The organism is Mesorhizobium sp. B2-5-3 (assembly GCF_006441005.1).
Taxonomy (GTDB): Bacteria; Pseudomonadota; Alphaproteobacteria; order Rhizobiales; family Rhizobiaceae; genus Mesorhizobium.
This window is the reverse complement of sequence record NZ_VFUS01000006.1, coordinates 243,297-268,944: the sequence shown is the minus strand read 5'-3', so window position 1 is coordinate 268,944 and position 25,648 is coordinate 243,297. Positions and strand designations below refer to the sequence as shown.

Below are 25,648 nucleotides of genomic sequence, written 5' to 3'. Positions count from 1 at the left end.
GCGGCGCCGGGTGCAGGATTGGGAACGGCATGAATTCGGGAGGGAGATTGAGTCAGATGCAAGGTATCGAAACGGTGGCGCCGCCCCTCATTGCCCTGCCGGGCATTTCTCCCCGTAAAACGGGGAGAAAGAGACTAGCTGCAACGCTGGCTTTTCTTCTGCAATGGTGGCGATCTGGCGGGAACGGCGGCCACGCAACGCCTTTATTTTGGCAGATCGTGGCCCTGCTTTGGCATTCGCACGCTCATTGCATCAGGCATCGCTGGCCGGCCGTCGTCGCCGGCCAATATACGGGTAACCCGGGCGAAGCCGGTGAACGCTTTCATCGCGTCGGCGTGCGAAATCTGCGCCGCGATGGCTGCGCTGCACGCGTTGAGCGCACTGCGGTAGACATGACCACGCCGTTCAATCGGCCAGCGCTGCAGGAAGTCGGCTGCCTCAGCGACGCCGTCGATCACCTCGACATGCCCGTCCAGGCATACTTTGAGCGGAGATCCTGTTTTCATGGTACCCACGGCGGTTACCTTGGCGTTGCGCGCGGCTCGGAAGCCAGCCCCTATCAACGTGCAAGGCGGCGGCGCGGTTGCATCACGTTTTCAGCCACCTCACGGGCCCGCGGCGGCGTCGAGCCATTCATGGGCGCGGCTACGCGGCTTAGCCACCAGCAGCCCCTGCTGCCCGGCCGCCTTGGTGAAAGCCTCGAAGGCGACGCGCTGGCGGCAGCTGCCGTCGATGGCGAGCCTGACCAGCCTTGCCGCATCCAGATAGGCGGTGGCCGTCTTGTCAGGCCATTGCCGGCGAAGCGCGGTCGCCGCCTGGGCGATGGAGCCCACCAGCATGGTCTTGTTGTCGCAGAAGCGCAAGGTCACCGGCATGAAGGCGGTCATGGGCATACCTCCTGTTGGTTTGGTGCGGCACAACGCCCAGCCTCGCCGCTGGTTCCGGCGCACGCAGCCAATTTCGCCAGGGATCGCTGCCGCGCCAGCCAGCACCTCAATCCACTCCCCACAAGGACGCAGCCATGAGCAAGAAAGCCGCCAGATCAGCCAAACCGCAGACGCCGAAGCTGCCGAAGGGCGAGGCCGAGCAGGTGCGCATCCGCCGCGAGGTCGGCCATGATTTCGCGTTGCGGGACGATGAGTTCGGCCGCAAGCGGCTCGCAACCGGGACATCGGAGGCGCGGCGCGTCTATGAGGTGTCCAATGACGGCCATACCTCCACCGGTGGTATCGTGCGGGTGCGCAGCATCGATCCGCTGCTGGGCATCACCTCGCTGTCGCGCCAGCAGCGCGAAGCCGGTCTGCGCTACCGCGAGGATTTCCGCGCCAGCCAGCAGGCTGATATCAAGCCGATGCGCTGGAGCGAACGCGTCGACGGCGACAGGACAAGCGGCGGCATCACCGACAGCGTGCTCAATGCCGGACGGTCGCACGCCGCCGCGACCCGCGCGCTCGGCCATTGGGAGGTGGTCGACGTGGTCCGGAAGATCGTGTGCCTGGAGCAGTCGGTCAGAGGCGTGGCGGGAGAGATGAGCGAGGGCAGGGACGTGGCGGCAAAGCTGTTGAGAATCGGGCTCGATCTGCTGGCGATGCACTACGGGATGATGATGCGACGATAGGGTTGGGCCCCGAGGAGTTGCGGCGCGCACGACAAGTGCTCCGCTCCAGGGCATGGCGCTATGCATGACATCCGGCCGGCGCGATGCCGGCCGGATTGGTTGTCAGGTCAACGCCTGCAGACGCGGACTCTCTCGATGACCCGATGGTGATGACGCCAGTGCTTGATCACCTCGGTGTGGCAGCGACGATGACCGTAGTAACGCGGACGGTAGCTCTCGTCATACATGCTGTAGCGGCGATAGTAGCCGTCATCGTCGGAATAATCGCGATAGTGGTGACGATATCTGGGAACATAATAATCGTCGTCATAGCCGTTGCCGATGCCAAGCGTGATGCTGGCGGCATTTGCCGGGGCGATCACGGCCACCGCCGAAGCGACGGCAATCACGGATGCGAGCAAGAGTTTCTTCATGGCAACCTCCTCTTTAAGGCTCATCTAATAAACGCTGCCCTCGCGGCCCTGTTCCCATAAAGCCGGTAAACCAATGTTTCGTGCCCGCGCGCGCTGTGAGGGGGCGGCGCCTTGGCAGCGCGCCTTTGAAGAAGGGACGTTAACCCCTTCTAAAACAGCGCCTTCTCCAGCGGCTTCTCCAGCGTCTCGGCGAAAGCGGTCGCCAGATGGTGGCGGTCGCGGAAGGCGATCTTGCCGCCGATGAAGACATGGCAGGTGGTCTGGTTGCAGAACTGGTCGGTCATATCGACATAGCGGGCGTTCGGAATGCTGCGCACGACGTCGCGCTCCACCGCGGCCATGGCGTCGTTGGCGGCATAGGCGCGCGTCTGATCACAGAGCGAGGGCGTGTCGCCGCGCCACAGCGCACGCGCCACGCAGGTGTCGACCTGCTCGTCGTTGAAGGGCACGTCGCGGATGAAGGCGACTTTCAGCCCGGCCTTGCTGAACGTCTCCAGCGTCGAACGCAGGCCAGCCTTCCACTCCGCGTCCTGACTGTCGGGCTCATCCTTGCCGGCGGCCATCTTGCGCGAACTGGTCAGGGCGATTTCCGAGATCACCACCAGGGCCGGCCTCAGCGCCAGGATCTCCTTGATCGACTGCTCGCGCCACTGGTCGCATTCGGCGTAGTCGCGCTTCAGCTTGCTCGACCATGTCGACAGCCGGGACGCCCGGCACGAGGATTTGAGCCAGGTAACCACCCGGTAATCGCGCTTTTCGGCCGCCTGGATCAGCGGCGTCGACCAGTGGTCGGCATGTGAATCGCCAAACAAGGCGATCGTGCCTTTCACATTCTTGGCGCCAAACACGCAGGGCTTCGGGGTGATGGTCTCGTAGTCGAGCACGCAGCCGCCCCTGGCGCGCGCGGTGGATGGACGCGCCGCACTTTGGGCGATGACGCGCTGCTCCGGATCGAGTTCGTGAACGGCAAACTTGGCATTGGCGTAGGCCGCGACCACGCCGGCGCCGGTCAGCAGCGCCGCGGGCACGAGCGCGCGGGCGGCGCTTGCCATCAGCCAGCCGTTGCGGCGCACGGGGTTTTCGATGACGTGATAGGTGAAGATGGAGAGCATCAGCGTCAGTGCCAGGCAGGCAAACCTGTCCAGCCCGGAAAGCTCCGCGGTGACCATTCCCGCATAGACGATGACCGGCCAGTGCCAGAGATAGAGCGAGTAGGAGAGCTTGCCGATCCATTGCATGGGCGGCAGCGACAGGAGAGCCGCGGGGCCGCCGGCCAGCTTGCCATCCGCTTGGCGCTCGCCTGCCCCGCTGACCAGCAGCAGCACCGTGCCGACGACCGGCAGCAGCGCCAGCAGGCCGGGGAAGGGCAGCGCCTCGTCCAGCAGCAGATAGGCGGGCACGATCAGCGCCAGGCCGAGCCAGCCTTGCGCGGCGCGCAGCCGCGGGTGGTACTGGAGGAAATTTGCCGGCACCATCGTAGCAAGCCCGCCGGCGGCGAACTCCCAGGCCCTCAGCGGCGAGAAATAGAAAGCCCAGGGCGGCGAAACGCTGGTCAGCCAGGCGCAGGCCATGAACGACACCAGGCCGGTGACACCGATGACCACGATGGCCGCGCGCCGTCCCGGCCGCAGCCATGCGGCGAGAACAAGCAGCGCCGGCCATGCGAGGTAGAACTGCTCCTCCACCGATAGCGACCAGAAATGGATGAACGGGTTGTTGGCGGCGTCTGAAGCGAAATAGTCGAACGACCAGCGGATCAGCCACAGGTTGATCATATAGGCCGAGGCAAACATCGCCCCCTTCGAATAGAGCGCCTGTTCCTCCGGCGACAGGATGAAGGCGCCGGCCAGCAGCGTGGCCAGGATGACGAACAGCGAGGCCGGCAGCAACCGCCGGGCGCGGCGGGCATAGAAGCGCCACAGGTTCAGCCGGCCGCTCTCGCCGATCTCCTGCAAAAGGTGTCTTGTGATGAGATAACCGGAGATAACGAAGAAGATGTCGACCCCGGCAAAGCCGCCGGGCAGGGCGGCGAGGCCGAAATGATAGGCGACGACGCCTGCTACCGCCAGTGCGCGCATTCCCTCGATATCGGGTCGGAACGATGCTGCCACGACAAATCCTTCGTGCAAGCCCAACCCGCGACCATTGTTAGTCGGGGCGGATCGTATCGCAATGCAACAAATCTTTCGCAACGCAACATGGCAGGAAAAAGGACAGCGGCAGAAACGGAGATGACGGTGACGCGAGGCATGGATGACGCCTGCCGCCGGACGCCTCACATCTTATGTTTCCGGTAAATGGTGCCCGCCCTATTTACGACTAACATGTTAGCGTGATAGCACTACCTGCGAACTGCTCTTTTGGAGGCTCGCTGGTGACATCGCGTTTTGGTCTTTCGGTTGCTCTGGCCACGCCTTTCGATGCGTCGGGGCAAATCCTCATTCCACCCATGGTGACGTGGGCCCGAAGCTGCCTGGCGCAGGGCTGCACCAGTGTGACGCTTTTCGGCACCACCGGGGAGGGCGCTTCGGTCGGCACCGAGGAGCGGCGGGCTGTCACCGAGGCGATGCTGGCGGCCGGCATCGCGCCGCATCAGCTTGTCGCAGGCGTGCTGGTCGATGCGGCCGAGGATGCAGCCGAGCAGGCTCGGCATGCCTTGCAGCGCGGCGCCCGCAACATCCTCCTTGCCCCTCCCAGCTATTTCAAGAATATCGGCGACGATGGCCTTTTCGGCTGGTTTTCCGCTGTCTTTGCCGCTCTCGGTCCGCTGGCCCGCGGCGTGCTGCTCTACAACATTCCCTCGGTCACCACGGTGCAGCTTTCGCTGGGGCTGATCGGCCGGCTGCGCCAGGCGTTTCCGGACGTGGTCGCCGGCGTCAAGGATTCCGGCGGCGACTGGACCTATAGCGAGGCGCTGCTCGGCGCCCATGGCGATCTGGTGATCCTGATCGGTGACGAGCGGCATCTGGCGCGGGCGGTCAGGATCGGTGGCCAGGGCGCGATTTCGGGCATGGCCAATTTCGCCGCCGGCGAGGTCCTCGCCATGGCGCAGATGGGGCAGGACGATGCGCGGGTCGAGCGTTTCGTGCTCGAGCTGCTCAAGCACCCGGTCATTCCTGCGGTCAAGGTGATGGTGGCGCGCAAAACCGGCGACGAGCGCTGGCTGGCGGTGCGGCCGCCGCTCGAGCCGATCGCGGCGCCGGGGCGCCAGCAGCTTGGCGCTGCCTACGACACTCTTTTCGCGGCCGCGGCGGCCTGACGGGAAGGGAAGCGCTGAAATGGCCAATGGCGGCGACCAGACAAATCTGCGGGAGCAGGCCTATGCCAGCTTCACGCGGCATTTGCTGGCACGCGACCTCAAGCCGGGCCAGTTCGTGTCGCAGCGCGAACTCGTCGCCTTCACCGGCCTGCCGCTTGGCGCCATCCGCGAGATCGTGCCGCGCCTGGAAGCCGAGGGGCTGCTGACGACGATCCCGCAGCGCGGCATGCAGATTGCGCATATCGACATCAGCCTGATCCGCGAGGCCTTCCAGTTCCGCCTGTTCATGGAGCGCGAGGCGGTGGCGCTGTTCACCGTCAGCGCCTCCGACGACGAACTCGCGCGCTTGCGCCGCGAGCATGAGGACATGCTGGCGCAGGCGCTGGCGCAGACCCCGACGCCGGAGATGGAGGCCAGGGCTCAGACCATCGACTGGGCCATGCACGATACTTTCATCGATGCGCTCGGCAACGAGATCATTGCCAAGGCCTATCTGGTCAATTCGGTGAAGATCCGCCTGATCCACCAGGAACGGTTCCGCATCGACGGGCGCGTGGTGCCGGTGATGCGCGAGCATCTGAGCGTGATCGAAGCCCTCGAAAGCCGCAATCCACAAAAGGCGGTAGAGGCGATCAGCCAGCATATCGACAATGCGCGCCGGCTGGCGCTCCATATCTGAGGAAGCAGGCCGCGCCGTGCCTGTCGCGGCGCAATCGACAACGACAGCAACCGGGAGGAAGAAATGCCGTCCAATCCATTCAACCCAACCAGAAGGCAGCTCCTTGCGGGCGCCGCCATGCTCGCCGGCGCCGGCCTTGCCGGTATCCGCCCGAGCCTTGCCGCCGGCGTCGACTGGAAGCGCTTCGCGGGCACGACGCTCGACGTCAATCTGGTGAAAAGCCCGCGCAGCGACACGCTGATCAAATATCTCGCCGAGTTCGAGGATCTGACGGGCATCAAGGTCAATGCCGAGGCGACGCCCGAGCAGCAGCAGCGCCAGAAGACGGTGATCGAGCTCAGCTCCGGCAAACCCAGCTTCGACGTCGTGCATCTGAGCTACCATGTGCAGAAGCGGCAGTTCGAGAAGGGCGGCTGGCTGGCCGACATATCGGGCTACCTTGCCGACCCGACGCTGACCGATCCGAGCCTGGTCGAAAAGGACTTTGCCGATGCCGGCATGCTGTTCGCCAAGGACGGCCAGGGCGTGCTGCGCTCGCTGCCGTTCTCGGTCGACTACTGGATAATCTACTGGAACAAGGAGCTGTTCGAGGCCAAGGGCCTCAAATACCCCGAAACCTTCGATCAGCTCGTTTCAGCCGCGGAGGCTCTGACCGACCCGTCGACCAACACCTACGGTTTCGTCGCGCGCGGCCTCAAGAACGCCAACACGCCGGTCTGGACCTCGCTGATGCTCGGCTACGACATGACGCCGCTCGACGACAAGGGCAAGCTGCGCACCACCGCGCCCGAGGCGGTGGAGGCGGCCGCCCTCTACCAGCGGCTGATGACCAAATCCGCGCCGCCCGGCGTCACCGGCTTCAACTGGGCCGAAGCGCAATCCGCCTTCCTGCAAGGCAAGATCGGCATGTGGTTCGACGGCGTCGGTTTCGCGCCGCCGATGGAAAATCCGGAGAAGTCGAGGGTGGTCGGCAAGGTCGGCTACGGCGTCATGCCGAAGGGCCCCAAGGCGCATGCCTCGGGTACGTTCGGCGACGGGCTCGGCGTGACCACGGCCAGCGAGAAGAAGGAAGCAGCCTATCTCTTTTGCCAATGGGCGGTGTCGGCCGGCATGGGCGCGCGGCTGCTGCAGGCGGGTGCCGGTGTGCCGTTCCGCAAATCGGTGCTGGAAGACCCAAAGGTGCGCGAAGGCGTGACCATGCCGGCGAGCTGGCTCGACGCCGTGGTCGGCTCCGGCAATGTCAGCCGGCTGGCGCTGCCGGTCATCATCCCGGTCACCGAGTTCCGCGATATCTATGGCGTGGCGCTCAGCAACCTGCTCGCCGGGGCCGACCCGGCGGAGGAACTGAAGAAGGCGACGGAACAGTTCCAGCCGGTCCTCGACAGGAGCGAGCAAGGCTGATGTCCGCAACTGCCCCAGAGCGCGCCGGGGCGACGACGAGTCGCGCCGGGGCGACGACGGATCGCGCCGGGGCGACGACGGATCGTACCGGGGTGATGAAACAGGCAAGCGAAGGGGGCCGGCCCGTCAAGCTGGCTCCCAGCTACTGGCCTTTCGTCGTCCCCGCGCTGGTCGTCGTCGGCGCCGTCATCGTCTTTCCCTGGGCCTTCACGCTGTGGATGAGCGTCAACCGCTGGACGCTTGGCCAGTCGCGAAGCTTCGCGGGGATGGAGAACTATCTGCGACTGGTCGGCGATGGGCGGTTCTGGGAATCGCTCGCGCACACTTTGTCCTATACTTTCCTCTCGGTGGCCGCGCCGATGCTGCTCGGCACGGTCGCGGCGCTGATCTTCGATGCCCGGTTCCCGCTGCGCGGCGTGCTGCGCGGCATTTTCGTGATGCCGATGATGGCCACGCCCGTCGCCGTGGCGCTGGTCTGGACGATGATGTTCCATCCGCAACTCGGCGTGCTCAACTACCTTCTGTCGCTGGTCGGCATTCCGGCGCAGGAATGGATATTCAATGCCAGGACGGTCATCCCCTCGCTGGTTGCGGTCGAGACCTGGCAGTGGACGCCGCTGGTGATGCTGATCGTGCTGGGCGGGCTGGCCTCGGTGCCGCGCGAACCCTTCGAGAGCGCCGAGATCGACGGCGCCAATGCCTGGCAGCAGTTCCGTTACCTGACCTTGCCGATGATCGCGCCGTTCCTGATGATCGCGGTGATCATCCGCACGATCGACGCACTGAAGAGCTTCGACATCATCTATGCGATGACGCAGGGTGGGCCGGGCACGGCCTCCGAGACCATCAACATCTATCTCTACAACATCGCCTTCTCTTATTACGACGTCGGCTACGGCTCGGCCATGGCGGTGGTGTTCTTCGTTCTTATCGTAGCGCTGTCCTTCGTCCTGCTGATGCTGCGCCAGCGCAGCCGCTGGACCGACGCGGAGGGCAAATAGATGCGTTCGCGACTGCTCAACCGGATAGGCCTGTTCTTCGCCGCCCTGGTTTTCGTCTCGCCGGCGATCCTGTTCTTCCTCTGGATGATCTCGCTGTCCCTGAAATTCGAGATCGACAACGGCGCCTCGCCGCCGGTCTTCATCCCCGAGCACGTGGCCTGGTCGAACTATGCCAAGGTGTTCGAGGAGAACAATTTCCTGCTCTACTTCTGGAACTCGGTGCTGGTGACCGGCACGGCGACGCTCTTGGCGCTGCTGATCGGCGTGCCTGCCGGCTACGGCATAGCGCGGCTCAAGGCCGAACGGTCGGCGGTCGTCATCATGATCGCGCGCATGACGCCGGGGCTGTCCTATCTCATCCCGCTGTTCCTGCTGTTCCAGTGGGCGGGCATATTGGGCACGCTGTGGCCGCAAATCATCATCCATCTCGTGGTCACGGTGCCGATCGTGGTCTGGGTGATGATCGGCTATTTCGAAACCACGCCGATGGAGCTGGAGGAGGCCGCCAGCATGGACGGCGCCTCCTCATGGCAGGTGTTCCGGCTGGTCGCGTTGCCCATCGCCAGGCCAGGCATCGTGGTGGCCTTCATCCTGTCCATCATCTTCTCCTGGAACAATTTCGTCTTTGGCGTGGTGCTGGCCAGCCGCGAGACGCGGACCCTGCCGGTCGCGGTCTACAACATGCTCTCCTACGAGCAGGTGAGCTGGGGGCCGCTGGCAGCCGCCGCACTGGTGGTGACGCTGCCGGTGCTGGTGCTGACCATGTTCGCGCAAAGGCAGATCGTCGCCGGGCTGACCGCCGGCGCGGTCAAGGGCGGCTGAAGCCGACGACACTCTTTCCAGGTGAGGACATGAAATGGCAGCGGTGACCATCAACAATGTGCAGAAGGCATTCGGAGCGACCAGGATCATTCACGACGTCAGCGTCGACATCGCCGATGGCGAGTTCGTGATCCTGGTCGGACCTTCGGGCTGCGGAAAGTCGACGCTGCTGCGCATGATCGCGGGGCTGGAGACGATCTCGGCCGGCAGGATCGCCATCGGCGAGCGGGTCGTCAACGATCTCAGGGCGCGAGACCGCAACATCGCCATGGTGTTCCAGAACTACGCGCTCTACCCGCATATGACGGTGGCCGACAATATGGGTTTCGCGCTCAAGATCAAGAAAGCCGATCCGGCCGATACCGCCGGCCGCGTCAACAGGGCGGCGAGTATCCTCGGCCTGGAAAAGCTGCTCGACCGCTTCCCGCGCCAGCTTTCGGGCGGCCAGCGCCAGCGTGTCGCCATGGGGCGCGCCATCGTGCGCGACCCGCAAGTCTTCCTGTTCGACGAACCGCTCTCCAACCTGGACGCCAAGTTGCGCGTGCAGATGCGAGGCGAGATCAAGGCGCTGCACCAGCGGCTGGGCACCACCACCATCTATGTCACGCATGACCAGATCGAGGCCATGACCATGGCCGACAAGATCGTGGTGCTGCATGACGGCCTGGTCGAGCAGGTCGGCGCGCCGCTCGACCTCTACGACCAGCCGGCCAATCTCTTCGTCGCCGGCTTCATCGGCTCGCCCGCCATGAATTTCATTCGCGGCCGCATCGAGGAAGGCGTCTTCCGCAGCGCAGGCGGGCTGACCTTGCCGCTGCCGGCGCCGCTTCATCCGGCACAGGTCCCAGGCGGAGAGCTGGTCTACGGCATCCGCCCCGAACACATCCGCGCCAGCAGCCAAGGCATACCCGGCAGCGTCACGCTGCTGGAAGCCACCGGTTCGGAGATCTTCGCCAAGGTCGACTGCGGCGGCGAGGAGATAGACTGCCTTTTCCGCGAGCGGCTGGCGCTCAAGCAGGGCCAGCCGGTGCGCATCGAGGTCGACCGCGCCTGCGCGCATCTGTTCGACGCCGAAACCGGCCGGCGCGTCGGCGAATGACAACAGCCCCGCGAGACGGGGCTGTCTTCAGGGTGCGGGCTACAAAAGCCTGCTCTTGGCCGGTCTATTTGCTGCCGCCATTCGCCTTGACGCTGCTGCAGAACTCCGGATGGCTGTTGGCGGCGTTGGCGTCCTTGGCCTCATCGTCGCAGGCCGTCATCATCATCTTCTGGTCTTCCGGAGTGAGCGCTTTCCACGCTTTCGTGAACTCGTCGCTGCTGCGCATCTTCTTCATGCTGGAGTCGGTGTAGAAGGGCTGCATCTTGGCCGGGTCGTCGAGTGCCGACGTGCCCTTGTTCGCGGCGGCGAGGGCCGAGCCCGCGAGCATCGAAAGCGTCATCGCGCCGACGCAGATCATCTTGATGTTCATGATAGGATCCTTCCCTGTTGCTCTTCGACCGTCGAAGCAACGATCTTCAAAGAAACGGAAGGTTTGGAGGAAAGTTCCGGTTCGCCATGCCAGCTGAGGCCCGGTCTGAATAAATATATTGTTCAGCGGCGGCGAAACTTCCGCTTTTTTCTTCGTTTGGCTGCCTCGTTAGATTTGCAGCCGGGGCGCATCGCGCGGGATAGCGCCTTCCTCTTCACCCTAGCGCGGCTGGACCAGAGTCCGCGCCGCCTCCGCTCCCGCCGTCAGCATGCGATCGGACAATTCAGTTCCCTCCACCGCGCGGGACAGTTGAAGGGCGCCGATGAGCGCCGCGAAAACGCCCAATGCAACGCCCTCCGGATCAGGGATTCCAGGCCGCAACTGCGCCGACAGCTGGCGCACCAGAGTCATTAATCGTTCGGTGTAGAGCGCGCGGGTCTCGGATGGCTGACGCGCGATTTCGGGCAACAGCGCCGCCGAAGCACAGCCGGTCTCCGGATGATCCCGGTGCTCGGGCGACAAATACATCGCGAGGGCCAGATCCAGCCCTCCCGAGGCCAACGCCTCCTGCAATTGCTGCGACTGAGCTTCCAGTGCCGCGACCATGCTCTCGCGGACGAGTTCGGCCTTGGATTGAAAGTGTGGATAGAAGGCGCCGTTCGTCATGCCGGCGTCGCTCATGATGCTTGCCAGTCCGGACGCGGCGATGCCGTCACCGCGAAACCGTTCGGCGGCGACCTCCATGATCCGGCTGCGTGATGCGTCCTTCCGGCCTTTTTCGTAGCGCATGGCGGCTCCTTCCGTTTCTCTATTGCATTACACTCGTAATGTGATATTACGATCATAATTCAATCATCGCCGAGAGGCAAGACCTCTCGAGTTCGGAGTTACCAGATGAACCGGAATTCAGGAAAGACGGCGATCGTGACCGGCGCCTCCTCCGGCATCGGCCGCGCCAGCGCGGAGGCTTTGGCGCGGGCGGGTTTCACCGTCTTCGGCACCAGCCGCAAAATATCAGGCCAGGGCTCGGACGGGATATCGATGCTGGTTTGTGACGTGACCGATGACGCGTCGGTCGCAGCTCTGGTTTCAGATGTCCTCGCCAGGACCGGCCGGATAGACCTTCTGGTCAACAATGCCGGCATCGGGCTGCTGGGAGGCGCGGAGGAATCCTCGGTTTCCCAGTCCAAGGCCCTGTTCGATGTCAATCTGTTCGGCGTCATGCGGATGATCAACGCGGTGCTGCCGTCGATGCGGCGGCGCGGCGAGGGGCGCATCGTCAACATCGGCTCGATCCTGGGATTGGTTCCCGCGCCGTATTCGGCCCACTATTCCGCCGTCAAGCACGCGCTCGAAGGCTATTCGGAATCGCTCGACCACGAGGTTCGCGCTTTCAACATCCGGGTTTCGGTCATCGAACCTGCCTTCGTGCGCACCGTGTTCGACCAGAACGGGCTCGAGCCCGATTCCGTCATGAAGGAATACGATCAGGCCCGCGCCGGTATCGACGCATTGCTTCGCGACGTGATGCCGAAAGCAGACCCTCCGGAAGCGGTGGCGAATGTGGTACTCAGGGCCGCCACCGAGAAGCGTCAGCGCCGACGCTACACCGCCGGCAAGACAGCCCGGCTGGTCAGCACGCTGCGGCGGTTCGCGCCCGCCGCGACGTTCGACAAGACCTTGCGCAAGCAGTTCCGCCTGCCTGCCTGAACGGAGCGTGCCAAGTCGGTGCCCGCACAAGCAGTTTCGCTGCCCCGAAAGCCCAGCCTGTCCGATATCGGGATTCATTTCAAGAAAGCGAATATGATGAAAGCCTTTGTCGTCGACAAATATCAGAAGAAGGGCGCCCTGCGGCTTGCAGAGATGCCTGAGCCGGAACCGCGCGACAACGATGTCCTGATCGAGGTCCACGCCGCTGGCGTAAACCTTCTCGATTCCAAACTCCGGGACGGGGAGTTCAAACTCATATTGCCTTACCGCCCGCCATTCATCCTTGGCCATGACGTGGCTGGCATCGTCATTCGCGTCGGGTCGAAAGTACGCAAATTCAAGACCGGCGACGAAGTCTATGCGCGGGCGCGCGACGGACGGATCGGGACATTCGCCGAATTCATCGCCGTCGAAGAAGCCGACGTGGCCTTGAAGCCCGACAGTCTCAGCATGGAGGAGGCGGCCTCCATTCCGCTGGTCGGCCTGACCGCTTGGCAGGTGCTCGTCGACAGGGCAGGGCTGAAGAAAGGGCAGAAGGTGTTCATCCAGGCCGGCTCCGGCGGTGTGGGGACATTCGCCATCCAACTGGCAAAACATCTCGGCGCCACGGTTGCGACGACGGCCAGCGCCGCGAGCGCCGATCTGGTGAGACGTCTCGGAGCCGATGTCGTCATCGACTACAAGAAGGAGGACTTCGAGAAGGTCCTGCATGGCTACGACGTCGTCCTGAACAGCCAGGACCCCAAGACGCTCGAGAAATCCCTGCATGTGCTGAAGCCGGGCGGAAAGCTCATCTCCATCTCCGGTCCACCGGATCCCGAATTTGCCAGGGACAAAGGCCTCAACATTGTCCTGAAACTGGTCCTGCGCCTGCTGAGCCGCGGCATACGCCGCAAGGCCAGACGCGCCGGGGTCGGATATTCGTTCCTGTTCATGTGGGCGCAGGGCGATCAATTGAGCAGGATCACGTCGCTCATCCAATCCGGCGTCATACGCCCTGTCATGGATCAGGTATTCCCATTCGAAAAGACCAACGAGGCGCTGGCCTATGTCGAGACGGGGCGCGCCAAGGGCAAGGTGGTCGTGAAGGTGAGATAGAAGGCGCCGGCGCCGCTCGGCCTGTTGTCAGTCTTGCGCCTTTTAGCCAGGGCGGTCTCAGCCGCTCTCGATCTCCTGGAGATAGAACGCCTTGCTGGGCTGCAAATGGTCGACGCAGAGCTGCGCCAGCACCCAATTGTCCCGGCGCTTCAGCGCCTCGATCATCATCGCGTGGTGCTGGCGCGAGATGTCGAGCTTTTCCCTGTCGGCCAGCGAGTTAGCCCGCACCGGCAGGCTGAGGCGCATGTAATGCTCGATCGAGGCCACCAGATAGGCATTGCCGCAGGCCGAGAACATGGTGAGATGGAAACGATCATTGGCCTCGTGGATGCCGCGCAGGTAGCCGCTCTCGACATGGTCGTTATAGATGCGGAGGATCTGCGTCAGCTCTTCGATCAGCGCATCGCTCGCCGGCAGGCGGATCATCAGCGCCGCCTGGCGCTGCAGCATCTCGCGCACCTCGTAGATCTGCCGTACCTCGTCGGGCGACAGCCGCCGCACCATGGCGCCCTTGTTGCGCTCGCGCGTGACGACGCCTAGCCTTTCGAGCTGATAGAGCGCCTGTCGAATGGTATGGCGCGACACCGGGAAGCGGGCGAGCAGCACGTCCTCGACTAGGCGCGCGCCGGGCGCCAGCCTGCCGAAGATGATGTCTTCCTCCAGCGCGTGGACGATATCGGCTTCCTTGCCGCCATAATCGATCGTGTTGAGCATCGCGCTCCGTCGCGTTTTCGACAGCCTCATGGCGAGGGCCGCTCTTGCCGCCTTGCCATGGCGAAAAAAGAGAACCGGACCGCTTGGCCGGCCGGACCGATTGGCCTTGAGCCCGCCAGCTGCGCCATTACCGCCGACGGTCCCTGCCGCTTGCCGAGCCCCCAGATGGGCCGGGCGAGGGTCGTCGCTGGCCATGCTTTTGTCAAGCGACGCGAGGGACGTCGCCGCCCTGTCAGTTCCTGTCCACCGGCTTTGAGCGCATGCGCGAGACCGTTTCGCGCTCGGCGCGCTTGGAGCGCAGCGGCGGCAGGCCGCGGTCGATCAGGTCCATGTCCTCCAGCACCATGTCGCCCATGCGCTTGAAGGCGATGTCGAGCGCCCCGGCGCGGTGGGCCGAGCGCAGGAAGCCGGGCAAGGCGCGCACCGGGTGGTCCCGCGCCAGCGGCTCCTCGGGGAAGACGTCGCTGGCGGCGAGGATGTGGCCGCCCTTCACCGCCGCCATCAAAGCGGGGAAGTCGACCACGCCGGCGCGGCTGAGCAGGATGAAGGCCGCGCCTTTGCGCATCCTGGCGAAGGCGTCGGCGCCGAGGAAGCCCTGGTTCTCGCTGGTCACCGAGGCGACGACGAAGACGAAGTCGCTGGCGGACAGCACCTCGTCCATCGCGGCCGGCTCGACGCCATTGTCGATTAGAATCGACGGCGGCAGCCAGGGATCGAAGACTTTTGTCCTGGTGCGGAAACCCGACAGCAGCCGGTTCAGCGCGCGGCCGAGATCGCCAAAGCCGATGATGCCGACATCGGCGCCTGACAACAGCCGCGCCGTCCGGTTGCCGTCGCCGCCCCACAATTCCTCGCCCTTGCGGAAGGCAAGGTCGGCATCGACGATGCCGCGGGCGAGGTTGAGCGCCATGGCAAGGCCGAGCTCGGCCACCGGCTCGGCGAAGACCAGGCCCGTTGTGACGACATGGATGCCGCGCGCGAACAGCGTTTCATAGGGCATGTTGTCGATGAGGTTGCTCTCGACATTGAAGACGCAGCGCAGCGCCTTCATCTTCTCCAGCGTCTCGGCCGCGATCGGCGGCTGGCCGACGATGTAGCGGGCCTCGGCTAGCACATCGGCCGGCAGTTTCGCCACGCCGTCCGGCGTCGTCTCGACGATGCGATATTTCGCCTTGAAGCGCGCCAGCTGCGGCGGCGTGAAGATGAGGTCGAGCGTGCGCGGTTCGGGCGCGCTGATGACCAGCGGCAGGGCGCTGTCGGACATGGCGAATTCCTCCCGGCGCGATCGTTTTGGCGCCCTTCTGGATGCAATCTATCCCGGATTAAACGACTTACAACATGCATACGGAGGAGGAAAATTTCGCGACAAGAAAGGCGGGATTGCGGCTGGGGCGAGGGGCCGTTCTTGTACAAGGGCCCAAAAAAGGGAAAGGGAATGCGCTTCTGGCGCCGCAACCAACCACCGCTCCATACGTTGATCCATGCCGGACCGATTCCGGCTTACTCCAGAGCCTCACCCCGCCGGCCATGACTGGCGGGGGCTTTTTGCCAGAGGGCCGTATCGACCTTATGCGCAGGCCGTCGTCAGCGCCCGCCGCTCGTTTGCTTCCAGCGCGGCGCGATCGCGGAACCGTCGATGAATTCAAGGCCGCCCGCCTCGTTGAGCGTGTGCAGCTTGCGCCCGCTCCATAACGCGCCAGGCGTCAAGATGGTCTCGACAACCTGGCTCATGCCGTCCAAATCGAGGTGAACAATGCGTGCGATGCCGAGCGCCGCGCCATAGCTCCTGCGGCAGTCCTGCACGGGGCGCAGCAATTGGCCCTCCCGTTCTACCATGCGGCCCGCCGGTCGCGCCGAGGCGATGTCGATCAGGACGGGGTTTTTGGGGTGCGGCGTCCACGGTCCGCGAAAGTCCGGCGCCGACCACAGATGCAGCGCGTCGGAAAAGGCGCCGCCGCCGTCCCTGACGGTGGCGAACAGCCACCATCGTCCGCCATGCTCGACCAGGGTGGCGTCGCTGGCGACGATGTCTGACAGCAGCGTCGCTTCCTTGACCCAGCCGCCAGGGAAGGCGGTGGCGCGGTAGAGGTCGACCGTGCGGTTGGCGCAGCTCTCCGGCACCATCCAGACTTCGCCGTCGCGCTCGAAGACGAACGGATAGGACAGGTGATAGGGCAGGTCGAGCACCGGTTCCGGGCGGCCGATCGGCCCCGACGGGCCGAACGGCACGGCGGAGATGATGGCCCGGCCCAGACGGTGGATATAGTCCTCGACGAACAGGGTCACCTTGCCCTGATACAGGATCGGGAATGGGTCGGCGTAGAAGCGGCTGCCGTCGTCGGGAAGCACCTGCCAGCCCGTTGCCGGATGCGCCCGCAGGTCGAGCAGGTCCTGCCCCTGCGTTTGCCGCCAGCCGACCTTCCAGTGCGGGGCGTTGTAGCAGAGATGGTAGATCTTCTGGACGACGCGCCGCGCCAGCGCCTTGCCGGCCCTGACGCCAAGCTTGGCGGCGGACGGCATGGCGGGCGCGGCATTGCCGTGCGCCGGCTCCGGCAGGACGGGGAGAGCGTGCCGCGCGGCGCCGGTCATCGCCGCCAGGATCAGGCTCGCGGTGCGCGCCAGCATATCCTGGAACGAGGCAAGCGCGATGCCGCCATATTCGGTGCCCAAGCGGCCTTCGGCGAGGTACGTACCGTTTTCCTCTATACGGCCAATCGGCGTTCGCCCATCGAGGATCAGCGCCAGCAGGGCTGCTTCGCCCGCGGCGCCATCATAGGTCACGCGCCAGACGCGGGTTCCTTCGCGCTGCACGTCGCCGCAGAGGTCGATCACCAGATCGGGCGCTGCCGGCGGCCGCGCTTGATAGGGCGCCAGCGCCGAAAGCGGCAGGCGTTTCGCCAGTCCGTTCGCGGACAGGCCATGGATGGCCGTTTCCAGCTGAAACAGCGCCGCGGCGCTGGGTGGTATGCCGCCCTCGGCCGGCCTGAGATCGACGGAGACCTCGACATGCGCCAGCGCCGCCAGGCGCTCCAGTAGCGTCAGGTGAAAGGCACGCGGGCATTCGCTGTCCAGGCGCAGGCTCACCTGCATGTCGCATCCTCGTTGTGTTCGATATTGGGCCAGTGTTTGGACGCGGGAAACGGCCGGACGGATGAAGCGTTGCCCCATTCCATGTCGTCTCCCCGTTGCCCGCGCCGTTCCAACACTCGTGCCTCTTCTAGGCAAACTCCGTGCCAGAAATCACAAGAGCTCTCAATATAATTAACAGTGTTTTAACAGTTGGAAGCATAGCTAAGACAAAGCCGCAATCTTATCTTTGCAGGCGCATGGAGTGTTGTCGGAGCGACCCTTGCAATCATCCCTGCTCTCGTTGCCGCAACAATACGCTCCGGAGGCGATGCAATACGCGCCCGAAGCGGTGCCGTCGGCGCCGTCCTACCCGGCCTCGACCGTCGAGCTGGGCGACGTGAAGCGCATACTGGTGCGCCGCCGTTTCCTCATCTTTGCCATCACCGCGCTGCTGACCCTCGGCGCCCTGCTCTATGGGCTTTTGACGCCGGCGCTCTACAGCTCGGCGGCGGAAATCATCATCGATCCGCAGGACCTGCAGGTGGTCAGCAACGACGTCAATCCGAGCCAGGTGCCGCCCGACGGCGGCATAACCCGTGTGGAAAGCCAGGTCAGCGTCGTCCAATCGACGGGAGTGCTGCTCAGGGCCATCAAGGCGACCAACCTGACCGAGGATCCTGAATTCAACGGGCAGGGCATGCTGGGACGTTTACTCGGCGGATTGCTGGGTTCGGGATCGGGCGAAGCCGACAAAACGGCCAAGACGCTCGATGCGTTGCGCGCACGCCTGGCGGTGCGGCGAGCGGACAAGGTGCTGGTCATCGAGGTGATCATCACCACGAAGAATGCCGAGAAGTCGGCGATGCTGGCCAATGCGATCGCGCAGGCCTATCTGGCAGATCAGGCGAGCTCACGCGCACGGATGGCCAAGGACGCTTCGGACGCCATCGCCGCGCGGCTGGATGAGCAACGCAAGCGCGTCCAGCAGGCCGAGAATGCCGTCGAGGCCTACAGGTCCGCCAACAACATGGTGATGGCGGCGGGCAATCTGGTCAGCGACCAGGAACTGACCGAGCTGAATACGCAGCTTTCGGCGGCGCAAAGCCGCACCGCGGCGCTGAAGGCGCAGGTCGACCAGTTGCGCAGGTCGGGCGGGGCGCCGGACGCGACCTCGGAAGCGATGCGCTCCTCGGTGATTTCGAGCCTCAGGGCGCAGGAGGCGACGCTTGTCGACAAGGTATCGCAGTTCGGCACGGAACTTGGGCCACGCCATCCCTCGATGATCGCGGCGCAGCAGCAGCTGCGCGACACGCGTGCGCTGATCGGGCGAGAGCTCGGCCGCATCGGAGCGGCTGCCGAGACCGACTACGAGCGAGCGCTGGCCAACCAGCAGGCGCTGGAGGCCAAGGTCGCCGGCATGAAAACCAAGTCGCTCGATACGGACCAGGCTTCGGTCAAGCTGCGGGAGTTGCAGCGCGATCTCGAGGCCGTTCGCTCCGTCTACGCCAACTATCTGCAGCGGGTGCAGGAGACGCGCGAGCAGATCAACGTCGACAGCACCAATGCGCGGATCATCTCCAGCGCCATGCCGGCCCTGAAGAAGAGCTGGCCGCCGCTGTCGCTGCTTGTCCTGGGCGCGCTCTTCGGCGGCCTGGGGCTCGGCACCGGCCTGGCGCTGATCGCGGAATATTCCTCGCCGACAGTGCTTTCCAGCGCGCAGATGCAATCGGCCATCGACGCGCCGGTGCTTGGCGTGGTGCCGGCAAAATCGGGCAACACCCGCCGCTGGTGGCCTTTCGGCGGCACGGCCGCCGCGGCGAGCCAGAAGACGGACGCGGTCGTCGGGCTGGCGCTGAGGCGCATGTTCTCGTCGGGCCGGCGTCCGCCGGACTGGCCGCTGGTGCCGTCCATACTGGTGACGTCGCCGCCCGAGGACGCCGCGCATCGCGGCAGGGTGGCGCGCTTGCTGGCCAATGCCGCGGCCGCCCGGGGCGGCCGTATCCTGTTCATCGATACCAATGCCGGCGGCGGCCAGAAAGATCAGCAGCCGGGCGTGCTCGACGTGCTTCGCGGTGAGTACGGTATCGAAGCGTTGAGCCAGTATACGCCCGGCAGCAATGTCGCGCTTTTGGGGAGGGGCCGGTCAAAGGCCGTCTTCCAGGAAGCGCAGGGCGTCTATTTTGCCCAGCAGATGTTGGTCCAGGCGGGCCGCCACTTCGAACTCGTCGTCATCGATGGCGGTGCGCTGGCCGACAATCTCAATGCCTCGCCGCTGGTAGCGATGGCCGACGAAATCCTGCTCGTCGCCACGCTGAACTCGACGCCGATGCGCGATGTCGCGGCGGCCTCGCAGGCCATTTCCGTCATGGGGCGGTTGCCGACCGGCGCGTTGCTGGTCGACGAGGCGGCCTGACATGGCCGCCGTCCGGCCCGCCAGCCCGGCAGCCGGCTGGGCCGCGCCGGGTCAAGCCGCCGCCGCATCCCGCACCGGCAGTTCCGTCGACTGGGTGACCCGCTTCGGCCTGGTCGTCACGGTGGCGGTGCTGTTCGCCGTTTCCGGCGGCATGCTATGGCTGGTGGGCTACAATTACGACGGCCTGCTCGGCAGTCCGGCCACCAAGATCCATCCGTCGACCTATCTCCTGGTGCTGGTGTTTGCCTGGCGTTCATGCACGTTCGGCAATCCGGTCGGCTATATGGCTGCCGTTGCCGACCGGCGGCCGGCCAGCGCGCTGATGTCGGTCATCTCGGTCGTGCTCCTGGTGGTGGTCGTCGTCAGGCATCGCCCGGGCATGGCGGGCATGGTCGATACGTTCGTGACGGCGGCGCTGCTGGTGCTGATGCTGGCCGAGGACGACGAACGGACCTTCGCGCGGCTGCAGACGGTCGTTCACGCGGTGATGTCGGCGAATGCGCTGCTGGCGCTGTTCGAGTTCGCGACCAAGACGCTGGTGTTTCCTTATCGGCTCGACGGCGAGGTGTTCACCGACCTGCGCTCGACCGCGCTTCAGGGCCATCCGCTGGCCAATGCCACGATCACCGCGGTGTATGTGCTGGCGCTGCTCTCCGGCTCACGGTCGCTGTCGATGCCGCTGCGGCTTTCGCTGATCGGCCTGCAAACCGCGGCGCTGGTCGCCTTCGGCGGACGTTCGGCGATGGTGATCACGCTCGCGCTCGGCGGCATCTATCTGCTTTTCAGCGGCGTTGCCTATCTGCGGCATGGACGCGTCAGCCTGCTGGGCGCGGCCCTTGCGGTCCTGCTCGCCACGCTGCTGCCGGTGGCGGTCGCCCTTCTCTTTTCCTATGGCTTCTTCGACGCGCTGCTGGAACGCTTCGTGTCCGACAGCGGCAGCGCCAATGCCCGCGTCGAAATGTTCGACCTCTTCAAGAATCTAGGGCTGGGCGACCTGATCGTGGGGCCTGATATCGATCTGATCGAAAGCATGCGCCGCATCAACGGCTTGGAACAAGGCATCGAGAACCCGATCATACGCATGGTGCTCTATCAGGGCGCCTTCTTTACCCTGCTGATGCTGTTCGGCTTCGTGCTGTTCATGCATGAGGTGGCACGCCGCTGCCATCCCGGCATCTGGCTGCCCATGCTGGGCTGGCTGATCCTGCTCAACACCTCCGAGACCCTCGCCTCCAAGACGACGCTGTTGACCAAATTCGTGGTGCTGGCGCTGGTGCTGTACCGGCCGGCGCGGGCGGTGGCGCGGCAAAAGACGCAAGCAGCGCGCGTAACTGGAGACGACCCGCGAAGAGGGCTGCCTCTCCACCGCTAGCGGCAGGTTCCCCCGCGTTTCGCCAAGACGCCGGCATGTGACATGGGGCTCAGCCATGACGCCGGGAAAGCGCTTCTTAGGACTTTCCACGCCCGAAAGCGGGCACGGTCGTCACCTGCCAACATAGGCAGCCAGTTCGTCGGGCGTCCCGTTTGGGAAGGCCTGTTTTAGAAAGTCCATGAACGCCGACACTCGCGCGCTGAGCAGCCGTCGAGAGGGGTAGAGCGTCCATAGAGCGATCTCGGGGCCGTCGATCTCCCCCCAACTTACCAGTGTGCCGTCAGCCAGGTCGTGGCTCACCAACGAAATGGGAAGACGTGCCGCACCGACGCCGGCCCGCACCGCGTCCCGGACCATGATGAGCGTCGACAAAGCGACGACCGGCTCGATCCTGATCGTTGACCGGCCGCCTTGTGTCTTCACGTGCAATGTCTGCAGATCGCCTGCCCCGCGCGCAACGCCAGGAGCGGCGAGTCCACCGGTCGGGCGAGGAAGGTCGGGGCGAGCCACCACGACCAGACGATCGCGCAGAAACGCCCGTCCGACCAGGCTTTCGTCGGGATCCGGATTGACCCGGATCACCAGGTCATAGCCTTCCTCGATCATGTCCACGGCCCGGTCCTCGGTCGTGACCTCCAGCCTCACCTCCGGATATTTGAGGGCAAACCCCGCGGCGATCCTCCCCATCGCGGTCTGAGAAAAATGCAAAGGCGCGCTGATCCGCAGCCTCCCCTTGGGTCTCTGACCGCCCGAGGCAATCGCCGAAGCGGTCTCGTCGAGTTCGGCGAGCAACGCTCCCGTCCGCTCGAAGAGCGCCCGTCCTTCTTCGGTGAGCTTGAGGTTACGCGCACCCCGTTCAAACAGGCGCAGATCAAGACTGCTTTCCAGTTCTCCAACGCGCCGGGACAGGGTTGCCTTGGGCCGGCCGGTCGCCCTTGCCGCTTTGCCGAAGCCGCCATGACGGGCAACGAGATTGAAATCGGCGAGGGCAAGGAGGTCCATGTGTGTTCCACCAGTGAGACGACGTGTCTAAAATTTCCGCCTGTTGGGCTGTTAGTGAGCCACACATATTAGAGCTGTCAAGCAATCCAACAGGAGAAATTTCATGACCATTCTCGTTACCGGCGCCACGGGCAACATTGGCCGCCAAATCGTCGAACATCTCGTCAAGCGCGACGCAGATGTGCGTGCTCTCGTCCGCGATCCGTCGAAAGCCAACTTCCCGGCAGGCGTCTCCGTCGTGCAAGGCGACTTTCTCGATGTCGATTCGCTGCGGAAAGCCATGTCCGGAGTCTCTACTCTGTTCCTCTTGAACGCCGTGGTACCGGACGAATTCACCCAAGCTTTGGTCGCGCTCAACGTCGCCCGATCTGCCGGCATCGAGCGGATCGTCTATCTGTCGGTGGTCCACGCTGACGTCTATGTGAACGTACCCCATTTCGCGGGCAAGTTCGGCGTCGAGCGCATGATCGAGGAGATGGACTTCAAGGCTACGATCTTGCGCCCGGCCTACTTCATCCAGAACGATCTGATGATCGAAGACGTCATCACCGGCTACGGCACCTACCCAATGCCGATCGGCGCCAAAGGGCTCGCCATGATCGACGTGCGTGATATCGCCGAGATCGCCGCCCTCGAGCTGCTGCGCCGCGAACAGTCTGCGGAGCCGCTTGTGCTCGACCGGATCAACCTCGTCGGCCCGGAGACACTGACCGGGACGGATATCGCCGCAATCTGGTCAGAGGTGCTTGGCCGCCCGATCAACTACGGCGGCGACAATACCGAAGGCTTCGAGCAAAATCTCAAGCAACTCTTGCCCGCCTGGATGGCCTACGACATGCGCCTGATGGGCGAGCGGTTCTTGACCAACGGGATGCTGCCTGAGGCCGGCGACGTCGAGCGCCTGACTGCCTTGCTCGGACGCCCACTGCGCCCATATCGCGACTTCGCCTCGGCGATCGCTGCCTCCGCTTGACGGAAGCAAGGACAAGCAACGGGGATAGGCCGTCTAGCCCGGCATCTCCAGCCCAAGCGCCTCGATCATCGCCGGGTCCAGGGCGCGCGTGGTGTCGTCCATCATGCCCATGCCGTCGAAGAGGGCCCAGAAGGCCCAGGCAAAGCCGAACGACTCTGCGCTTTGCCTGACGTCGGCGATGTAGCGGGCGCGGTCGGGATCGGGCGCGGCGACATAGCGGGCGTCGGTGCGCAGCGCGCCGAACTCGCCCATGATGATGCGTTCGGGCGCGATGTCATGGCTATCCGCCCAATCGCGCGCCTGGCTAAGGTATTTGTCGATGAACCAGCGGCCGGGCTGGGCGTCAAAATAGACCTTCAGCACGCGCTCGGTTTCCGCGTAGGCGGCTTTCTTGTCCGCTTCGGAGGTTTCGGCGTCCTCGGCCATGCGCGCCCGCACCGAAGCTAGCGTCGCCTCGAGCGAACCGGCCGAGGCGGGCCACGGCACGTTGTTGAGCGAACGGTAGACGGGTTCGCTCATCCACGGCGCGCCCTGGTGGCTGAACAGGTAGGGCTCATAGAAGTGGAAGGTGAACAGGATCGGTTCGAAGCGCGAGAGCGGCGCCGGATCGAGCGCGGTCAGCCCGCTCACCATAGAGCCGCAGCCACCGGTCACGACCAGCGGCAGGGTAACGGACGATGCCCTGGCTTCGGTCAGGAGCGCGAACTGGACCTGCGACCAGACGTTGGACTCGCAGGATTGCTGCGGCTCGTTGACCGGCTCCAGCGCGACCTTGCCCGATGAAAACCGCGCCAGCCGGCCGGCAAGCTCGCCGATCAGCGTCCGATAGAGATCGAAGGCGGGCGCGGCAGTGCTGGAGACCATGCGGTCCGGATTCCAATAGTGGGTCGCGCTATTGGCCTGCACGTTGACGATGATGCCGAGGTCGGCGTCGAGAGCGGCGGTGACGGCCCGATCGAGCATCGCCAGCAAACGGCCGCGCGTGCCGGCATCGCCGGCCAGGAACGGGCCGGGATCGACCGGCAGGCGGATGAAATCGAGACCCGTCGCGCGCAGCCTGCGCAGATCGGCCGCCGTCGGCACCGGCCGCTGCTGGAATGGAGGCCAGTCGTAGTCGGTACGGGGTGCGGGGAATTCGCGCGTCAGCGAAAACCAGGGGAAGGCGTTGACGCCGCGCCGGAAGCGCCATTCGCCGGTGGCGGCCAGGCTGGACGACACGGGAGAAAGCGGCGCGAACAACGCCGCCGTGGACAGCGCCGCTCCGAGAACCCGCCGGCGCGACCACGTCGTCATGCGTGCGAGGGATGGTCGACCGGGATGGCCTCGCCGGCGACGACGCCGAGCAGCCGGAAGGCTTCATTCTCATAGGCCAGCAGCACGTCCTCCCAGCGGAAGGCTTCGCGGGCGCGCGCCCTGGCGGCCTCACCGCAACTCTCGACCAGGGCGTCGTCTTCGATGGCCCGATCGATCCGGCCGGCGCAAGTGCCGGTATCGGTGAAATAGAGGGCGGCGGCGCCCGCGGTCCACCTGTTGTAGGGATTGTCGTGGGCGATCACCATGTTGCCGGCCGCCAGCGCCTCGACCAATGACGGGTTGGTGCCGCCGACCGTGTGGCCATGCATATAGGCGCGCGCGTGGTACCGCAGCGCCTTCACGGTCGCCTGGTCATAGATGGCCCCGGGCAGAACCACCGAGCCGTTCGCGGCCTTGCGGATGGCGGCGTGATAGGGGATTTCATCCGAGAGCGTTCCAAGCACCACCAGCTTCATGTCGCGCTTTTTGCTGCAAAAGGCTTCGACGATCGGCAGGATGTTGTTGTCGGGCTCGATGCGCGCGATCGAGATCAGGTACTTTCCAGGTTCGAGCCCGAGCGCCCTGACCGGTGCCTCCGGCGCCGTCGTCACCGGATCGCCGCCATAGGGGATGGTGACGATCGCGCTGCGCGGCCGGCGTGTCGCCAAATGATCGGCGATGACAGGATGATCGGCGACGAGGCGATGCGAGATCCAGGCGCCGATCCATTCGTTGAGCCAGAACCAGCTTCGCGCCGCCAGGCCCCATTTGGGGCGGCGCCATTCGATGCCGTCCATGTTGGTCATGATCTTGCGCCGCATCAGCCTGAGCCAGGTCAGGAAAAGCGCGCCATTGTAACCCAGCACGAGGCACACGCCGGGCCGCCGCACGGCATCGCGCACGCATTGCCAGTCGAATTCCAGCGTCGCGCGCGGACCTTTCGAGGCGACCTGGATGTGGATGAGTTCGATGCCGCGCCAGGTTTCGCTGCGCGCCCTGTGCTCGACACGCTCGACTTCGTCCTGGCAGTAAACGCCGACCCTCCAGCCGCGTCCGGCGAGGAAAAGCGCCAGCTTCTCGGCGAAGGTTTCAAAACCGCCATGGGCCGCGGGTATGCCGCGCGTTCCCAGGATCAGGATGGAGGGCTTTGATGTCATGGCCGACGGGACTTTCCGGAATGTTCATTGCACCAGAACCCACCCTGCGACTTCCAGCCGGGCAAGAGTGGGAGCAACTGTCGCAGAACGTCGTAAAAAATTCTTACCAAACGCCGGAGTTGTTTCATTATCGGTCAACTTTCCGGGCGTATCTGTACCGGAACGAGGCGTTGCCGGGGTTCCTC

At 64.7% G+C, this 25,648-nt stretch carries 24 protein-coding genes; 12 read left to right on the top strand and 12 right to left on the bottom strand.

Annotated features, from left to right (window positions below):
• Positions 1 to 203: 203 nt before the first annotated feature.
• The gene (locus tag FJ867_RS16485; protein WP_181165274.1) at positions 204 to 506 is read right to left on the bottom strand and encodes a DUF982 domain-containing protein; all 303 of its coding nucleotides are present in this window, start codon (positions 504 to 506) and stop codon (positions 204 to 206) included.
• Between the two features lie 99 nt (positions 507 to 605).
• Positions 606 to 887, bottom strand: a complete 282-nt coding sequence (locus tag FJ867_RS16480) for a DUF982 domain-containing protein (RefSeq protein ID WP_140499114.1) — start codon at positions 885 to 887, stop codon at positions 606 to 608.
• 134 nt (positions 888 to 1,021) lie between these two features.
• Here FJ867_RS16480 and FJ867_RS16475 point away from each other — a divergent pair, with 134 nt between their 5' ends.
• Positions 1,022 to 1,618: a DUF6456 domain-containing protein gene (locus tag FJ867_RS16475; RefSeq protein ID WP_140521422.1), complete on the top strand. Its 597-nt coding sequence runs from the start codon at positions 1,022 to 1,024 to the stop codon at positions 1,616 to 1,618.
• A 107-nt stretch (positions 1,619 to 1,725) separates the two neighbouring features.
• On the opposite strand, the gene FJ867_RS16470 is transcribed toward FJ867_RS16475, so the two are convergent.
• Both FJ867_RS16470 and FJ867_RS16465 read right to left on the bottom strand, forming a co-directional pair.
• Positions 1,726 to 2,031 carry a hypothetical protein gene (locus tag FJ867_RS16470; RefSeq protein ID WP_140499110.1) on the bottom strand — a complete coding sequence of 102 codons (306 nt, stop codon included), beginning with the start codon at positions 2,029 to 2,031 and terminating at the stop codon, positions 1,726 to 1,728.
• Positions 2,032 to 2,180: 149 nt separating this feature from the next.
• Entirely contained in the window at positions 2,181 to 4,142 is a 1,962-nt protein-coding gene (locus FJ867_RS16465; RefSeq protein WP_140817947.1) for an acyltransferase family protein, read from the bottom strand.
• A 263-nt stretch (positions 4,143 to 4,405) separates the two neighbouring features.
• Here FJ867_RS16465 and FJ867_RS16460 point away from each other — a divergent pair, with 263 nt between their 5' ends.
• The 6 genes from FJ867_RS16460 to ugpC all read left to right on the top strand — a co-directional run bounded on the left by FJ867_RS16460 (position 4,406) and on the right by ugpC (position 10,292).
• A complete protein-coding gene (locus FJ867_RS16460) occupies positions 4,406 to 5,290 on the top strand; it encodes a dihydrodipicolinate synthase family protein (protein ID WP_140516179.1) in 885 nt (294 codons plus the stop codon).
• Between the two features lie 19 nt (positions 5,291 to 5,309).
• Positions 5,310 to 5,969 carry a GntR family transcriptional regulator gene (locus tag FJ867_RS16455; protein WP_140499104.1) on the top strand — a complete coding sequence of 220 codons (660 nt, stop codon included), beginning with the start codon at positions 5,310 to 5,312 and terminating at the stop codon, positions 5,967 to 5,969.
• A 63-nt stretch (positions 5,970 to 6,032) separates the two neighbouring features.
• Positions 6,033 to 7,370 carry a sugar ABC transporter substrate-binding protein gene (locus FJ867_RS16450; RefSeq protein ID WP_140516177.1) on the top strand — a complete coding sequence of 446 codons (1,338 nt, stop codon included), beginning with the start codon at positions 6,033 to 6,035 and terminating at the stop codon, positions 7,368 to 7,370.
• A gap of 95 nt (positions 7,371 to 7,465) precedes the next feature.
• Entirely contained in the window at positions 7,466 to 8,371 is a 906-nt protein-coding gene (locus tag FJ867_RS16445; protein ID WP_140521586.1) for a sugar ABC transporter permease, read from the top strand.
• Positions 8,372 to 9,193, top strand: a complete 822-nt coding sequence (locus FJ867_RS16440) for a carbohydrate ABC transporter permease (RefSeq protein ID WP_140499101.1) — start codon at positions 8,372 to 8,374, stop codon at positions 9,191 to 9,193.
• Positions 9,194 to 9,227: 34 nt separating this feature from the next.
• A complete protein-coding gene (gene ugpC, locus FJ867_RS16435; protein ID WP_140649246.1) occupies positions 9,228 to 10,292 on the top strand; it encodes a sn-glycerol-3-phosphate ABC transporter ATP-binding protein UgpC in 1,065 nt (354 codons plus the stop codon).
• A 64-nt stretch (positions 10,293 to 10,356) separates the two neighbouring features.
• On the opposite strand, the gene FJ867_RS16430 is transcribed toward ugpC, so the two are convergent.
• Positions 10,357 to 10,662, bottom strand: coding sequence for a hypothetical protein (locus tag FJ867_RS16430; protein ID WP_140499097.1), 306 nt, complete (start codon positions 10,660 to 10,662; stop codon positions 10,357 to 10,359).
• Between the two features lie 219 nt (positions 10,663 to 10,881).
• Positions 10,882 to 11,451 (bottom strand): TetR/AcrR family transcriptional regulator, encoded by a 570-nt coding sequence (locus FJ867_RS16425; protein ID WP_140817945.1) that lies wholly within the window; start codon positions 11,449 to 11,451, stop codon positions 10,882 to 10,884.
• Positions 11,452 to 11,556: 105 nt separating this feature from the next.
• Here FJ867_RS16425 and FJ867_RS16420 point away from each other — a divergent pair, with 105 nt between their 5' ends.
• Positions 11,557 to 12,372 carry an oxidoreductase gene (locus tag FJ867_RS16420; RefSeq protein WP_140817943.1) on the top strand — a complete coding sequence of 272 codons (816 nt, stop codon included), beginning with the start codon at positions 11,557 to 11,559 and terminating at the stop codon, positions 12,370 to 12,372.
• Positions 12,373 to 12,468: 96 nt separating this feature from the next.
• Positions 12,469 to 13,470 carry an NADP-dependent oxidoreductase gene (locus FJ867_RS16415; RefSeq protein WP_140649357.1) on the top strand — a complete coding sequence of 334 codons (1,002 nt, stop codon included), beginning with the start codon at positions 12,469 to 12,471 and terminating at the stop codon, positions 13,468 to 13,470.
• Between the two features lie 57 nt (positions 13,471 to 13,527).
• On the opposite strand, the gene FJ867_RS16410 is transcribed toward FJ867_RS16415, so the two are convergent.
• From FJ867_RS16410 to FJ867_RS16400, 3 genes are all read right to left on the bottom strand, one after another.
• Positions 13,528 to 14,184 carry a GntR family transcriptional regulator gene (locus FJ867_RS16410; protein WP_140499090.1) on the bottom strand — a complete coding sequence of 219 codons (657 nt, stop codon included), beginning with the start codon at positions 14,182 to 14,184 and terminating at the stop codon, positions 13,528 to 13,530.
• A 232-nt stretch (positions 14,185 to 14,416) separates the two neighbouring features.
• Positions 14,417 to 15,448, bottom strand: a complete 1,032-nt coding sequence (locus FJ867_RS16405) for a hydroxyacid dehydrogenase (protein WP_140499087.1) — start codon at positions 15,446 to 15,448, stop codon at positions 14,417 to 14,419.
• A gap of 320 nt (positions 15,449 to 15,768) precedes the next feature.
• A complete protein-coding gene (locus FJ867_RS16400) occupies positions 15,769 to 17,274 on the bottom strand; it encodes a formyl transferase (RefSeq protein ID WP_140671045.1) in 1,506 nt (501 codons plus the stop codon).
• 259 nt (positions 17,275 to 17,533) lie between these two features.
• On the opposite strand from FJ867_RS16400, the gene FJ867_RS16395 reads away from it, so the two are divergent.
• Positions 17,534 to 19,666: an exopolysaccharide transport family protein gene (locus tag FJ867_RS16395; RefSeq protein ID WP_140817941.1), complete on the top strand. Its 2,133-nt coding sequence runs from the start codon at positions 17,534 to 17,536 to the stop codon at positions 19,664 to 19,666.
• A 1-nt stretch (position 19,667) separates the two neighbouring features.
• Positions 19,668 to 21,038: a VpsF family polysaccharide biosynthesis protein gene (locus tag FJ867_RS16390; RefSeq protein WP_140817939.1), complete on the top strand. Its 1,371-nt coding sequence runs from the start codon at positions 19,668 to 19,670 to the stop codon at positions 21,036 to 21,038.
• A 111-nt stretch (positions 21,039 to 21,149) separates the two neighbouring features.
• Here the strand turns inward: FJ867_RS16390 and FJ867_RS16385 are convergent, their stop codons facing one another.
• A complete protein-coding gene (locus FJ867_RS16385) occupies positions 21,150 to 22,040 on the bottom strand; it encodes a LysR family transcriptional regulator (protein WP_140817937.1) in 891 nt (296 codons plus the stop codon).
• Positions 22,041 to 22,143: 103 nt separating this feature from the next.
• Here FJ867_RS16385 and FJ867_RS16380 point away from each other — a divergent pair, with 103 nt between their 5' ends.
• Complete coding sequence (locus tag FJ867_RS16380) at positions 22,144 to 23,013, top strand: NmrA/HSCARG family protein (RefSeq protein ID WP_140817935.1); 870 nt, start codon at positions 22,144 to 22,146, stop codon at positions 23,011 to 23,013.
• Between the two features lie 33 nt (positions 23,014 to 23,046).
• On the opposite strand, the gene FJ867_RS16375 is transcribed toward FJ867_RS16380, so the two are convergent.
• Positions 23,047 to 24,306 (bottom strand): cellulase family glycosylhydrolase, encoded by a 1,260-nt coding sequence (locus FJ867_RS16375; RefSeq protein WP_140817933.1) that lies wholly within the window; start codon positions 24,304 to 24,306, stop codon positions 23,047 to 23,049.
• Complete coding sequence (locus tag FJ867_RS16370) at positions 24,303 to 25,463, bottom strand: DUF1972 domain-containing protein (RefSeq protein WP_140817931.1); 1,161 nt, start codon at positions 25,461 to 25,463, stop codon at positions 24,303 to 24,305. The genes FJ867_RS16375 and FJ867_RS16370 overlap by 4 nt, the downstream gene beginning before the upstream one ends.
• Positions 25,464 to 25,648 lie beyond the last annotated feature (185 nt).

What these genes read in the sequence shown, in the direction of transcription:
- FJ867_RS16485 (WP_181165274.1), bottom strand. Translation starts at nt 506, where the DNA reads ATGAAAACAGGATCTCCGCTCAAAGTATGCCTGGACGGGCATGTCGAG.
- FJ867_RS16480 (WP_140499114.1), bottom strand. Translation starts at nt 887, where the DNA reads ATGACCGCCTTCATGCCGGTGACCTTGCGCTTCTGCGACAACAAGACC.
- FJ867_RS16475 (WP_140521422.1), top strand. Translation starts at nt 1,022, where the DNA reads ATGAGCAAGAAAGCCGCCAGATCAGCCAAACCGCAGACGCCGAAGCTG.
- FJ867_RS16470 (WP_140499110.1), bottom strand. Translation starts at nt 2,031, where the DNA reads ATGAAGAAACTCTTGCTCGCATCCGTGATTGCCGTCGCTTCGGCGGTG.
- FJ867_RS16455 (WP_140499104.1), top strand. Translation starts at nt 5,310, where the DNA reads ATGGCCAATGGCGGCGACCAGACAAATCTGCGGGAGCAGGCCTATGCC.
- FJ867_RS16450 (WP_140516177.1), top strand. Translation starts at nt 6,033, where the DNA reads ATGCCGTCCAATCCATTCAACCCAACCAGAAGGCAGCTCCTTGCGGGC.
- FJ867_RS16445 (WP_140521586.1), top strand. Translation starts at nt 7,466, where the DNA reads ATGAAACAGGCAAGCGAAGGGGGCCGGCCCGTCAAGCTGGCTCCCAGC.
- FJ867_RS16440 (WP_140499101.1), top strand. Translation starts at nt 8,372, where the DNA reads ATGCGTTCGCGACTGCTCAACCGGATAGGCCTGTTCTTCGCCGCCCTG.
- ugpC (WP_140649246.1), top strand. Translation starts at nt 9,228, where the DNA reads ATGGCAGCGGTGACCATCAACAATGTGCAGAAGGCATTCGGAGCGACC.
- FJ867_RS16430 (WP_140499097.1), bottom strand. Translation starts at nt 10,662, where the DNA reads ATGAACATCAAGATGATCTGCGTCGGCGCGATGACGCTTTCGATGCTC.
- FJ867_RS16425 (WP_140817945.1), bottom strand. Translation starts at nt 11,451, where the DNA reads ATGCGCTACGAAAAAGGCCGGAAGGACGCATCACGCAGCCGGATCATG.
- FJ867_RS16420 (WP_140817943.1), top strand. Translation starts at nt 11,557, where the DNA reads ATGAACCGGAATTCAGGAAAGACGGCGATCGTGACCGGCGCCTCCTCC.
- FJ867_RS16415 (WP_140649357.1), top strand. Translation starts at nt 12,469, where the DNA reads ATGAAAGCCTTTGTCGTCGACAAATATCAGAAGAAGGGCGCCCTGCGG.
- FJ867_RS16410 (WP_140499090.1), bottom strand. Translation starts at nt 14,184, where the DNA reads ATGCTCAACACGATCGATTATGGCGGCAAGGAAGCCGATATCGTCCAC.
- FJ867_RS16405 (WP_140499087.1), bottom strand. Translation starts at nt 15,448, where the DNA reads ATGTCCGACAGCGCCCTGCCGCTGGTCATCAGCGCGCCCGAACCGCGC.
- FJ867_RS16400 (WP_140671045.1), bottom strand. Translation starts at nt 17,274, where the DNA reads ATGCAGGTGAGCCTGCGCCTGGACAGCGAATGCCCGCGTGCCTTTCAC.
- FJ867_RS16390 (WP_140817939.1), top strand. Translation starts at nt 19,668, where the DNA reads ATGGCCGCCGTCCGGCCCGCCAGCCCGGCAGCCGGCTGGGCCGCGCCG.
- FJ867_RS16385 (WP_140817937.1), bottom strand. Translation starts at nt 22,040, where the DNA reads ATGGACCTCCTTGCCCTCGCCGATTTCAATCTCGTTGCCCGTCATGGC.
- FJ867_RS16380 (WP_140817935.1), top strand. Translation starts at nt 22,144, where the DNA reads ATGACCATTCTCGTTACCGGCGCCACGGGCAACATTGGCCGCCAAATC.
- FJ867_RS16375 (WP_140817933.1), bottom strand. Translation starts at nt 24,306, where the DNA reads ATGACGACGTGGTCGCGCCGGCGGGTTCTCGGAGCGGCGCTGTCCACG.
- FJ867_RS16370 (WP_140817931.1), bottom strand. Translation starts at nt 25,463, where the DNA reads ATGACATCAAAGCCCTCCATCCTGATCCTGGGAACGCGCGGCATACCC.